The sequence below is a fragment of the uncultured Oceanisphaera sp. genome (assembly GCF_947495715.1).
Taxonomy (GTDB): domain Bacteria; phylum Pseudomonadota; class Gammaproteobacteria; order Enterobacterales; family Aeromonadaceae; genus Oceanimonas; species Oceanimonas sediminis.
The window spans coordinates 53,114-65,065 of sequence record NZ_CANLZU010000008.1; the positions used below are offsets into that span (position 1 = coordinate 53,114).

Genomic DNA, 11,952 nt, shown 5'->3' on the forward strand with positions numbered 1-11,952 from the left:
AGGCCGTTATTTCACCGGTACGGGCACATCGTTTTTCTTGACGTTTTTATGCTCCATCTTGTCATCAGCCAGCTCTTTGTCTTCGGCATCGGCGTGCAGCATGCGCTGGCCGTTATTGTGACCGGCCCGAAAGTCCAGGCTGGTAAGCAGGGCGAAGTGATCCGAGCCTTGCAGCTTCAAACGTTGCAGCCGGATCACCCGAAAATGATGGCTGTGGAACAGGTGATCCAGCGGCCAGCGGATAAAGCAGTGCTCGGCATGGAAGGTATTGAACATGCCTCGTCCTATACGGGGGTCGAGCAGGCCGCTTATCTTTCTGAACAGGCGGGTGGTGGTGGACCAGGCGACATCGTTCAGATCTCCGGTGACCACCACCGGCAAGGTGGCGGCGGCCACACTCCGGGCCACGGCCAGCAGTTCGGCATCACGCTCGGCGGACTCTTCATTCTCGGTCGGGCTGGGTGGTGCGGGGTGAACAAAATGCGCCCGCACCCTGGCGCCGCAAGGCAGCAGGATCCGGGTGTGCATGGAGGGGACATCCGGCTCGACCAGATATTCGATGGTGCTGTTTTCCAGCGGCAGACGCGAATAGACATGCATGCCATACAGGTTATCCAGCGGGCATTTAATGGTGTAGGGATAGTCCGTTTCCAGCGCCTCCAGCTGCTGTTGCCACCAGCTGTCGGACTCCAGTGTCACCAGAATATCGGGCTTGTGTTGTCTGACGAGATCAATCAGGCAGTCGGCATGGCGATTGCTGGCCAGCACATTGGCGGTGAGGACGGTAAAGGGATGCAGGGCCTTGCCTGCAGGGACGGACTTTACCTCCACCGGGTGCAATCGGGTATAGGGCATTATCCACCAGCAGTGATAGAGCAGGCAGGCGACATTGATGCCGAAGAGCGCCAGGTTGCCTGAATGGGACCACTCCGGCAGCCAGCATGCGAGCAGCAGGGTGAAGAGGATAAGGGTTATCAGTTGCACGCGGGGAAAGTCGAGCCCACGAACCCACCAGATTTCGTAACGCGACATCGGCAACAGCGTCATTGCCGCATTCATGATGGTGGCCAGCAGAAAAAGGGTAAATGTCATTTACAATGTCACCGTTTGTAAATTCATGGAGTCGGGTGCTGACAGGGCAATACCACCCTCGCCGACAGCGCTGTGGTCAGGATAAAGGGCTTTGCGGGTGAAACCAATGATCGATACTTGTCGGTGCCGGTTTTGCCTGGTCTTTTTGTCCATGAGTATCGATAATGTTCGAGAGTTCAGGATTACTTTTACCATAAAGTAACAATATAATCGGCGTTATCGATGTTTTCGGCGGCAGGCGTAAGGGTGTAGGCATGTTTATCTGGGAAGGGGTGAGTGAGTTTGTGGCGGTGGCCGAGATGGAAAGCTTTACCGGCGCGGCCAAAAGGCTGGGTATTTCTACCGCTCAGGTCAGCCGTCAGATCAGTGCCCTAGAAACCCGGCTGTCGACCAAGCTGTTTTATCGCACTACCCGCAAGGTGTCGGTAACCGAAGCCGGACAGATTTATTATCAGCACTGCCGACAGGTGCTGGACGGGCTGGAAGAGGCCGAGCGCACCATCACCAACCTGCAGCTGGCCCCCAAAGGCAAGTTGCGGCTGACGGCGCCGGTGACCTATGGCGAGAAGACCATAGCGCCTTTGGTGAACGACTTCGTGTTGCGCTATCCGGAACTGGAGGTGCAGATGAAACTGACCAACCAGAAGCTGGATTTGGTGGCCGAAGGGTACGATCTGGCAATACGGCTGGGCAAGCTGGAAGACTCCAGCATGATGGCCAGGCGGCTGGCTTCCCGTACCCAGTATGTGTGCGCCTCGCCTCACTATCTGTCGACCTATGGTGTGCCCCATACGCTTTCGGAGCTGGATCTGCATAACTGCCTGCAGGGCAACCTGGACTACTGGCGCTTTCAGGAGCAGGGCAAGGCGCGCAATGTGCGGGTAAAGGGCAATATTCGCTGCGACAGCGGCTGGGCGCTGCTGGATGCGGCACAGAAAGGCATCGGTATCGTGCAACTGCCGGACTACTATGTGCAGCCGGCACTGGACTCGGGCCGGTTGATCTCCCTGCTGGAGCATTATCAGGAGCCGGACGACGGCATCTGGGCGCTGTATCCGCACAACCGTCATTTATCGCCCAAGGTGCGGATGTTGCTGGATTTTTTGAGCGAAGCGCTGGGCTGAACGCTACTTTTTCGCTTGCAAAATGAACGAAAAGTGTTCTTTTTTTGTAAGAAAGTTGGGCCTTGTTGCGTCTTTATGAGTAACCGTTAGACAGCGTTGCCGTGACGGAAGGGCATAAGCCCTGTTGATTGATTCAGGTCTTGCTGGCAACGGGGATGATCACAAGGCCATTCACTTAGGCGAGAGGGAAGCATTATGAAAGCCATGATTGCTCTTATGCTGACGGCAGTATTTACCATAGCGATGGTGCCTGCTCAGGCAGCGACAGTATCGGCTAACACGGGCATTATTACCCAAACCTTGTCGATGGGTGATGGGGTAGATAGTCGTCATTGTATGCTGATGAAAAAACGGGGCATGAAAGCCCCCGGTTATTGCAGACCTTAAAGGCTAACAGCCAGGCTGCAGCACACGGGCCGGGATGCGAAACGCATCCCGGCCCGTTTTTGTGGTTATACCAATCCCACTAAACAAATGATCTATTTCATTTTTGTATAAAAGTCGAACAAAGGGCCCGCTCCGCCGACTCGCCGTAAATACATCCGTGTAGGCTCAGCCGCGCCATCCGTGGCGCGGATGGTCGGCTGAGCAGATCCCTTTGCTCTCCTTGATGCACCGGAGTTGCCTGTTAGCGTCGTCTACAGACAACTCGATGCTCGAGAAGAGGCAACAGAGATCGACTCCCACGACCGTGAAATGCCATGGCTGGAAAATGCTCCTGCCATTCCAGCATTCCCGCCCTCCATGGCGGTCAGACAGCATTTCCGAGCCCTCAGGGGGCGAGCTTGTCTCGCCGTGACGAACGGTTGCAGCCTGACCGAACATCCAGTGAATGTTCGCAGTAGGCTGCAACGGTGAGTGTCATTTACCTATGGCGTGTCGTGGGAGGCGACTGTGTTGCCTCTGATCCCGGGGTTAAAATGATCAGATGTTTATTCAAATTGGTATTACCCCTTACCCAGCCGCCATTGGTGGTAGCGGCCCAGCCAGGTCAGTACTCGTTCGGGCGCATGGGCGCGCTTCCATTCTCCGGCCACGTACTTGTTGGCTTCCGCCAGGGTCGGGTAGACATGAATGGTGCCCAGTATCTTGTTCAGGCCAAGCCCGTGCTTCATGGCCAGCACGTATTCGGCCAGCAGGTCGCCGGCGTGCTCGCCGACGATGGTCACCCCCAGAATCCGGTCTTTGCCGGGCTCGGTCAGCACCTTGATAAAGCCCTGATCCGAGCCATCGGTAATGGCCCTGTCCAGCTCGTCCAACTCGAACCGCGTCACCTCATAGGCGATGTCCTGCGTTTTGGCTTCCTGTTCGCTCAGGCCCACCCGGGCCACCTCGGGATCGACGAAGGTACACCAGGGCACCACCGAATAGTCGACCCGGAAGCGTTTTAGGTGGCCGAACAGGGCATTCACGCAGGCATACCAGGCCATGTGGGCGGCGGTGTGGGTAAACTGATAGGGGCCGGCCACATCGCCGGCGGCGTAAATATTGGGATACAGGGTTTCGAGATACTCGTTGGTGGTGACGGTGCGATTTGTGGGGATGCCCAGGGCTTCCAGCCCGTAACCTTGCAGCCGCGCCCGGCGGCCGAGCGCCAGCAGCAGATCGTCGCACTCCAGTATGACTTCCCGGTCTTGATGCGTGGCGATGACCCGGATGCCATCGGCGCCTCGCTCTACCCGAAGCGGGCTATGTTCGGTCAGCACCCGCACCCCGTCATTGCTGAGGGCATTTTTGACCCAGTCACCGACTTCCGGATCTTCTTTGGGCATCAGACGCGGGTTGCGCTGCAGCAGGGTGACCTCGGATCCCAGACGGGCGAAGGTTTGTGCCAGCTCGCAACCGATGGGGCCGGCGCCCATCACCAGCAGCCGTTTGGGCGGCGTATCCCGCTCGGCCAGGGTGTCCCACAGGGTGTCGCTGGTCAGGTAATCCACCTCATCCAGCCCGGGTATCGGCGGCACGGCCGCGCGGGCACCGGCGGCGATGATGATGCTGCGGGCGGTCAAGCGTTGCGTGGTGCCGTCTGTCAGTGTCACTTCTACCGTCCAGGGATCGAGCAGTTTGCCGTAACCCTGCAACACTTCTACCCCAAGCCGGGTATAGCGTTCGACACTGTCGTGAGGCTCGACCTTCTGAATAATGGCCTGCACCCGTTGCATCACCTGTTTGAAGCTGAACTCGGGCGTGGTGCCGGTCAGACCGTACTGCTCGGCGTGGCGCATCTGATGGGCCAGCTTGGCGCTGCGGATCAAGGCCTTGCTCGGTACGCAGCCGGTGTTGAGGCAATCGCCGCCCATCTTGTCGGCTTCAATCAGGGTGACGTTCGCCTTGACCGCCGCCGCTATGTAGGCGCTGACCAGACCGGCGGCCCCGGCGCCAATCACCACCAGGTTGCGGTCGAAGTGGCGGGGTTTTTCGAAGTCGCCATAGACCCGGCGGCGCTGTACCAGGCGCAGCACGGCGCGGGCCAGCAGCGGAAAGATGCCGAGCAGGGCGAAGGAAGCCAGCAGCGTCGGCGACAGTATGCCGCCCAGGCTGTCGATGGCGGCCAGCTGGGTACCGGCGTTCACATAAACCAGGGTACCGGGCAGCATGCCGAGCTGGCTCACCCAGTAAAAGGTGCGGGCGGGCAGGGTGGTCAGCCCCAGCAGCAGGTTGATGACGAAGAACGGAAATACCGGTACCAGTCGCAGGGTAAACAGATAGAAGGCGCCGTCCCGGCCGATGCCCCTGTTAACCGCCTTGAGCCGGTCACCGAAGCGCTGCTGTACCTGATCCCGCAGCAGAAAACGGGACACCAGAAAAGCCAGGGTGGCACCGATGCTCGAGGCAAAGGACACCAGCACCAGCCCCTGCCAGATGCCGAAGAAGGCCCCGGCGGCCAGGGTCATGATGGCGGCGCCGGGCAAAGACAGCGCCGCCATCAGCACATAGAGCACGAAAAAGCCGGAAGCCATCAACCAGGGGGACGCGGCCCGTAACTCGGCAATATAAGCCTGTTGTTGTTTCAGGCTTTCAAGCGTGAACCAGTCGCCCAGATCGAAGATGAAAAACAGGGCGACCAGCAGCAACAGCAGGGTAAGCAGCAGGGGTTTGCGCATAAAAATGTCCTTTTTGGGCGAGGAGGCGGGGTCTGCGCCGATGATCATGATGAAGGTTCTGCACAAAGTCGCAAGAGGGCGGCCCATTATTACAGCGATACTTCTTCCTGAGGACCGAATGGCCCTATGTCCGGAATAAATCAATGACCTTCAAGCAGTACGACATTACAGGTGTGGTGCTGTCGTCATTCCCGCGCCCTCTCACTTGTACCAGGCAAACCAGTAGCCCGGCTGATTACGCCGAGCAGCCGCTTCTGAGGCGACTAGACTTCAATCTGAGACAAGCCATCAAGCCACAGATCCGGGGGACAGATGCCAGGAAGATTGCTTTGGGCCGGTGTGGGCCTGCTTGTCGTGCTGCCCATGGTCGCCCTGCTGGTGATTATCAAGCTGAGCCAGTTCGATACCATGGCCACGGCGGGCGAGCAGATGCAGATGCCACCGGAGCCGGTGAACGTGATGAAGGTGCGCGAAGCACGCTGGCAGCCGAAGGTGGCGGCGGTCGGCTCCGTGGTGGCGGTGCAGGGTGCCTTGCTGCGTATCGAGGCCGAAGGCATAGTGAACAGCATCGGTTTCGAGGCGGGGGCCCGGGTCGAGGCCGGTGATGTCTTGTTGCGGCTCGACGCCGAGCTGGAACAGGCCCAGTTGCGCGAGGCCGAGTCTGGCGCCGCCCTGGCGCGGCTTTCCTTCCGGCGGGCGCAGCAACTGCGCAGGAGCCAGAGTATTTCCCAGAGCGAGCTGGATCAGGTGTCTGCCAACCTGAAGCAGAGTCAGGCCCGGGTCGACTTTTTTCGCGCCCTGATCAACAGGAAAACCCTGCGTGCCCCCTTCGCCGGGCAAGTCGGCATTCGTCAGATAAGTCAGGGTCAGTTTCTCGACAAGGGCAGCGCCGTGGTGTCGTTGCAATCGCTCGACCCCGTCTATGTGGACTTTTCCCTGCCTCAGCAACGGCTGGCCGATCTGCAGCAGGGGCTGGCGGTCACGATTACCTCCGACAGCTACCCCGAACAGGCGTTTGCAGGCAAGGTCTCCGGTTTTAACCCGGAGATAGACACCGTCACCCGCAGCGTGCGTGCCCAGGCGACCCTGGCCAACCCGGACGGCCGCCTGCGGCCCGGCATGTTTGTGGCGGTGCACATGCAGCTGGCGCGTTCGAACACCGTCTTGCTGATCCCCCAGACGGCGGTGGTGCACGGCCCCTATGGTGATGCGGTTTTCGTGCTGGAAGAGGGAGAGCAGGCGGCGGATGGCGCCTCGTCACTGGTGGTGCAGTCGCGGCCGGTCCGCCTCGGCGTTCGGCGTGGCGACTTCGTGGCGGTCACCCAAGGACTGGCGGTGGACGAGCGGGTGGTGTCGACCGGCGTATTCAAGTTGCGCCCGGGCATGGTGGTGGTGGTCGACAATAGCCTGGCGCCGGACTTCAAACTCGATCCCCGGCCGGGTAACAGCTGATCATGGTCGCCTTCACCGATATCTTCGTCCGTCGCCCCGTGCTGGCGCTGGTAGTCAGCATCGTGATTGTGATCGCCGGTCTGCAGGCCTGGTGGTCCCTTAGCGTGCGCCAGTATCCCCAAAGCGAGAACGCCTCGGTGATCGTGGCCACCCCCTATATCGGCGCCAGTGCCGAGGTGGTGCGCGGCTTCGTTACCACCGCCATCGAGGGCGCCATCGCCTCCGCCGACGGCATCGATTATGTGGAGTCCAAGAGCCTGCTCGGCCTGTCGCTGGTGACCGCCCGGCTCAAGCTCAACTACGAGCCGACCCGGGCGCTGGCCGACATTACCGCCAAGGTCAATCAGGTGCGCAACGAACTGCCGGCGGAGGCGGAAGTGCCGGCGATCAGCGTGCAGTCGGCGGACTCGGAATTTGCCGCCGCCTATCTCAGCTTTTCGTCCGAGCGGCTGTCCCAGAGCGAGATCACCGATTATCTGGTGCGGGTAGTCCAGCCCCGGCTGGCGGCGCTGCCGGGAGTGCAGCGGGCCGAGATTTTCGGCGCCCGTACCTTTGCCATGCGGGTCTGGCTCAAGCCGGATCGCATGGCGGCGCTCGATATCAGCCCGTCCCAGGTGAATGCGGCCCTGGCCGCCAACAACTTTCTGTCGGCGGTGGGCAGCACCAAGGGGGCCCAGGTGCAGGTGTATCTGACCGCCAATACCGACCTGCATACCGCCGGGCAGTTCCGGCAACTGGTGGTGCGCCAACAGGGCGATACCCTGGTGCGACTGCAGGACGTGGCCGAGGTGGAGCTGGGCGCCGAGGACTATGATACCGAGGTCAGCTTCAACGGCCAGACGGCGGTGTTCATGGGGATTTTTCCGCTGCCCAACACCAATACCATAGAGGTGATTCAGGGGGTGCGCGTGGACCTGGACGCCCTGGGCCGGGACTTGCCCGCCGGGCTGAGCGCCCAGATAGGCTATGACGCCTCCGAATATATCGACAACGCCATTCACGAGGTGGTCGGCACCCTGATGGATACCCTGCTTATCGTTATCGTGGTGATCTTTCTGTTTCTCGGCTCCTGGCGCTCCGTGCTGGTGCCGGTGGTGGCCATACCGGTGTCGCTGATCGGCGCCATCTTCCTGATGCAGGCCTTCGGCTTCACCCTCAACCTCTTGACCCTGCTGGCCATCGTGTTGTCGGTGGGTCTGGTGGTGGACGATGCCATCGTGGTGGTGGAAAACGTCGAGCGGCACCTGCGCGAGGGGCGCACGCCGGTGGAGGCGGCGCTGATCGGCGCCCGAGAGCTGATTGGCCCCGTGATTGCCATGACCATCACCCTGGCCGCCGTTTATACTCCCATCGGCCTGCAGGGCGGCCTGACCGGCTCGCTGTTTCGCGAGTTTGCCCTCACCCTGGCCGGGGCCGTGACCATTTCCGGCGTGGTGGCGCTGACCCTGTCGCCCATGATGAGTGCCAGCCTGTTGCGCAGCGCCGAGCGGGAAGAGCGCGGCTTTACCGGCTGGATCAACCACAGATTCGACCGCTTTCGTCTGGCCTACGGCCGGGTGCTGGCGCGAGTGATCACTAAACGGCCGGCGGTCTATGTCTTCTGGGCCGTGCTGACCCTGCTGGTGGGACCCATGTATCTGTTTTCGCCCAAGGAGCTGGCGCCGCTCGAGGATCAGGGGTTCATGTTCGGCATCATCAACAACGCGGCCAACGCCTCGGCAGATCAGAAAATTCATTTCGGGCGGGCGGCGGAGCAGGTGTTTCTGAATGCACCCGAGCGTGAGCTGACCTTCCAGATTTTGCTGTCGCCTTCGGATCCGTTCTCGGCGGCCCTGGGCATCGGCGGTTTCAGCGGCATGGTGGTCAAGCCCTGGGAGCAGCGCAGCCGCTCCATTCGGGAAATCGTGCCCGAGATGCAGGCCGGCCTGTCTGCCATTCCCGGCCTGCAGGTGTTCGCCAGTCAGCCGGCGGCACTGCCCGGGGGCAGTAATTTCCCGGTGGAATTCATTATTTCCTCCACCGACGAGCCGGAGCAGATGCTGGCGTATGCCGAGCAGCTGCAGCTGAAGGCGATGGAAAGCGGAATCTTCTATTTTCCGCCGGTGATCGATCTCAAGATTGACCAGCCCCAGTCGGAAATCGTGCTCGACTACCAGAAGCTGGCCGCCCTCGGCCTGACCCAGCGGCAGGTGGGGGCGGATCTGGGGGCGGCGCTGGGGGGCAACTATGTCAATCGCTTCAACATAGCGGGTAGGGCCTACAAGGTGATCCCCCAGCTGGAGCGGGGCGAGCGGCTCAACCCGGATCAGCTGACCGACATCTATATCGGCGGGCCGGGTGGGCAATTGATCCCGCTCGGCGCCATCGCTACCCTGCGCGACAGCACGGTGCCGCGCTCCCTCAACCGGTTTCAGCAGCTCAATGCGGTCAAGCTGTCGGGCATCACGCCCCGGCTGGACGAAGGACTGAGGGTGCTGGAAGACGCGGCGCAAGAACTGTTGCCGGCGAACTATACCGTCAACTACACCGGCGAGTCGCGCCAGTTGCGTACCGAAGGGGGCAAGTTTCTGCCGGCGCTGGGGCTGGCGATACTGATGATCTTTCTGGTGCTGGCGGTGCAGTTCAATTCCTTTCGCGACCCGCTGGTGATTTTGCTGGGCTCGGTGCCGCTGGCCATGTTCGGTGCGCTGATCTTCACCGTGCTGAAGATGCCCAATCCTGACTTGCCTTACTGGACCGACGGCTGGACCACCACCCTGAATATTTACGCCCAGGTCGGGCTGGTGACCCTGGTGGGGCTGATCGCCAAGAACGGCATCCTGATCGTCGAGTTTGCCAACAAGCTGCAGCAGCAGGGTAAAGACAAGCTGGCGGCGATTGAAGAGGCGGCCATGACCCGCTTTCGCCCGGTGTTGATGACCTCGGTCGCTACCGTGGCGGGGCACTTTCCGCTGACTCTGGTGGAGGGGCCGGGGGCGGCGGCGCGTAACTCCATCGGCCTGGTGCTGGTGGGCGGCATGGCCATCGGCACCCTGTTCACCCTGTTCGTGGTGCCTTCGCTCTATATGCTGATCGCCCGGCAGCACGATAAGTCATGAGTGGAGCCAAGCCTCTGCTCTGCGTTGTACCAATCTTGGTAAATTTGTGATCATATTTTTCAATCGGAAATCAGAGGCAACACAGCCGCCTCCCTCGACACGCCATGAACCCATCCGTGGGGGCTCGGAAATGCCGTCCATGGCATTTCACGGTCGTGGGAGCCGTTCTCTGTTGCCTCCTCTTAAGCACCGCGTTGCCTGCAGACCCCACCACAGGCGACTCCGCAGCCTAGGGACGGATGAAGGAGTCTATTCCGGGGTGATGATATGAAAATAATGTTATCGATATGTAATAACCGGTGAGCCTGTTACGACAGTATTTACCGGTAAGGCTGATTTATCCCGAGCCTTTCATGGATGATTTTATCTTGAGGAGCATGATCATGCGTCTATGTCATATTCAGTCCGAGACTCACTTTCGTATTACCCCCGTGGCCGCCCTGGTGTCGGCCTCTTTGCTGGCTCTGGCGTTGTCGGGCCCGGTGCAGGCCATTGAGACGGGAGCCAGTGGCAGCCAGCTGATTGCCTTCAGCAAGAAACCCTGTGCGGCCAATCCCTGCGCCGCCAAGAATCCCTGTGCGGTGAAGAGCCCCTGCGCAGCCAACCCCTGCGCCGCCAAGAATCCCTGTGCGGTGAAGAGCCCCTGTGCCGCCAACCCCTGCGCCGCCAAGAATCCCTGCGCAGTAAAGAGTCCTTGTGCGGCTAATCCGTGCTCGGCCAACCCTTGCGCGAGCAAGAACCCGTGCGCTGCCAAACCGGCGGCGGTCAATCCCTGTGCTGCCAAGGCCGTGCAGCGCCCGGACGGCTATCAGCCCTATCAGGGCGACCAGGCCGAGCTGGTGACTCTGGGCCAGGCGCTGTTCAACGACACCAGCCTGAGCAGCAACGGTCTTTCTTGCGGCAGTTGCCATCAGGGTCAGCAGATGTATCAGGGCAGTTTTGCCATGGCCTATCCGCATCCGGTGGCGATGGCGAAGAACCAGTTTGGCCTGAGCCAGGTGCATCTGGATGAGATGATCCAGATTTGCATGGTGGCTCCCATGGCGTCTCAGCCTCTGGCCTGGGATTCGAAAGAGCTGGCGGCTCTGGTGGCTTACGTACAAACGGAGCAGACCGGTTTTAATCCCTGTGCCGCCAAGAACCCTTGTGCGGTGAAGAGTCCGTGTGCGGCCAACCCGTGTGCCGCCAAGAATCCTTGTGCGGTGAAGAGTCCTCGTGCGGCTAATCCCTGCGCGGTGAAAAGCCCGTGTGCGGCCAACCCTTGTGCGGCGAAGAATCCCTGCGCCGTCAAGTCACAGTAAGGGCGATTATGACTGCACTCACACTCCAACCTTTGCATGAACTGGTGCCGCCGGTGGCGGCCCGGCTCAGGCCTGAAGACATAAGCCGGATGCGCGAGGCCGGTGCCCGCATTCGGGAGTGCTATCGGGTAATGACCCGGGGCGGGATCAATATCGTCGGGGAAGTACTCAAGGGGCAGGGTACCTTCTATGAAATGACGCATTATCCGCTCGACGATGTCATCGATAACGACAGCCACAGCCAGTATTACTATCATGCCCATCGCGGCGGCGAGCTGGAGCATGGTCACTTTCATACCTTTTTGCGCGGGGCAGGCATACCTGCTGAGCTGAGCATGCTGGAGTATCCCCAGGCCAGTGCGCCCTGGCCGCAGGGCGACAAGGCCATTGCTCATCTCGTCGCCATTTCCATGGATGCCTGGGGGTATCCCACCGGCCTGTTTGCCTGCAATCGCTGGGTGACCGATGAAAGCTGGTACCCGGCCGAGGCGGTGATGTCGATGCTGGATAAGTTCGTTATCGATCATGCCAGTCCGTCCTGGCCGGTGAATATCTGGCTGAGCAACATGCTGGTGCTGTTCCGACCTCATATAGAGGCGCTGCTGATACACAGGGATAGGGTGATCGAACATTGGCAGGCGCTGAATCCCGATCAGGACATATTCGAGAATCGGCAGTTGGAAATCACCGGCCAGCTGGCGATTTCGGTGGATGACTGGCTGGCCGAGCTCGAGGCGTTGCCGGGCTAAAGAGACGTGAAAGGCTTTATCCATCAACACCG

General features: G+C 60.4%; 8 protein-coding genes. 6 read left to right on the top strand and 2 right to left on the bottom strand.

Going from position 1 to position 11,952, the window contains the following annotated elements; all coding sequences use genetic code 11:
• Positions 1–6 precede the first annotated feature (6 nt).
• Positions 7–1,092, bottom strand: a complete 1,086-nt coding sequence (locus Q0753_RS06550; protein WP_298718726.1) for an endonuclease/exonuclease/phosphatase family protein — start codon at positions 1,090–1,092, stop codon at positions 7–9.
• A gap of 254 nt (positions 1,093–1,346) precedes the next feature.
• Between Q0753_RS06550 and Q0753_RS06555 the strand changes: the two genes are divergently transcribed.
• Together Q0753_RS06555 and Q0753_RS06560 are read left to right on the top strand one after the other, a co-directional pair.
• Positions 1,347–2,216 (top strand): LysR substrate-binding domain-containing protein, encoded by an 870-nt coding sequence (locus Q0753_RS06555; protein ID WP_298718728.1) that lies wholly within the window; start codon positions 1,347–1,349, stop codon positions 2,214–2,216.
• Positions 2,217–2,411: 195 nt separating this feature from the next.
• Positions 2,412–2,603 (top strand): hypothetical protein, encoded by a 192-nt coding sequence (locus Q0753_RS06560; protein WP_298718729.1) that lies wholly within the window; start codon positions 2,412–2,414, stop codon positions 2,601–2,603.
• Between the two features lie 560 nt (positions 2,604–3,163).
• Here Q0753_RS06560 and Q0753_RS06565 read toward each other — a convergent pair.
• Positions 3,164–5,320, bottom strand: a complete 2,157-nt coding sequence (locus tag Q0753_RS06565; RefSeq protein ID WP_298718731.1) for an FAD-dependent oxidoreductase — start codon at positions 5,318–5,320, stop codon at positions 3,164–3,166.
• Positions 5,321–5,632: 312 nt separating this feature from the next.
• On the opposite strand from Q0753_RS06565, the gene Q0753_RS06570 reads away from it, so the two are divergent.
• The 4 genes from Q0753_RS06570 to Q0753_RS06585 all read left to right on the top strand — a co-directional run bounded on the left by Q0753_RS06570 (position 5,633) and on the right by Q0753_RS06585 (position 11,920).
• Entirely contained in the window at positions 5,633–6,772 is a 1,140-nt protein-coding gene (locus tag Q0753_RS06570) for an efflux RND transporter periplasmic adaptor subunit (RefSeq protein WP_298718733.1), read from the top strand.
• A 2-nt stretch (positions 6,773–6,774) separates the two neighbouring features.
• Positions 6,775–9,870, top strand: coding sequence for an efflux RND transporter permease subunit (locus Q0753_RS06575; RefSeq protein WP_298718735.1), 3,096 nt, complete (start codon positions 6,775–6,777; stop codon positions 9,868–9,870).
• Between the two features lie 383 nt (positions 9,871–10,253).
• Positions 10,254–11,171, top strand: a complete 918-nt coding sequence (locus tag Q0753_RS06580) for a cytochrome c peroxidase (RefSeq protein WP_298718736.1) — start codon at positions 10,254–10,256, stop codon at positions 11,169–11,171.
• Positions 11,172–11,179: 8 nt separating this feature from the next.
• The gene (locus Q0753_RS06585) at positions 11,180–11,920 is read left to right on the top strand and encodes a hypothetical protein (RefSeq protein ID WP_298718738.1); all 741 of its coding nucleotides are present in this window, start codon (positions 11,180–11,182) and stop codon (positions 11,918–11,920) included.
• Positions 11,921–11,952 lie beyond the last annotated feature (32 nt).

Excerpts from the sequence above, each read along its gene's own strand:
- Q0753_RS06550 (WP_298718726.1), bottom strand. The coding sequence starts at position 1,092 with ATGACATTTACCCTTTTTCTGCTGGCCACCATCATGAATGCGGCAATG.
- Q0753_RS06555 (WP_298718728.1), top strand. The coding sequence starts at position 1,347 with ATGTTTATCTGGGAAGGGGTGAGTGAGTTTGTGGCGGTGGCCGAGATG.
- Q0753_RS06560 (WP_298718729.1), top strand. The coding sequence starts at position 2,412 with ATGAAAGCCATGATTGCTCTTATGCTGACGGCAGTATTTACCATAGCG.
- Q0753_RS06565 (WP_298718731.1), bottom strand. The coding sequence starts at position 5,320 with ATGCGCAAACCCCTGCTGCTTACCCTGCTGTTGCTGCTGGTCGCCCTG.
- Q0753_RS06570 (WP_298718733.1), top strand. The coding sequence starts at position 5,633 with ATGCCAGGAAGATTGCTTTGGGCCGGTGTGGGCCTGCTTGTCGTGCTG.
- Q0753_RS06575 (WP_298718735.1), top strand. The coding sequence starts at position 6,775 with ATGGTCGCCTTCACCGATATCTTCGTCCGTCGCCCCGTGCTGGCGCTG.
- Q0753_RS06580 (WP_298718736.1), top strand. The coding sequence starts at position 10,254 with ATGCGTCTATGTCATATTCAGTCCGAGACTCACTTTCGTATTACCCCC.
- Q0753_RS06585 (WP_298718738.1), top strand. The coding sequence starts at position 11,180 with ATGACTGCACTCACACTCCAACCTTTGCATGAACTGGTGCCGCCGGTG.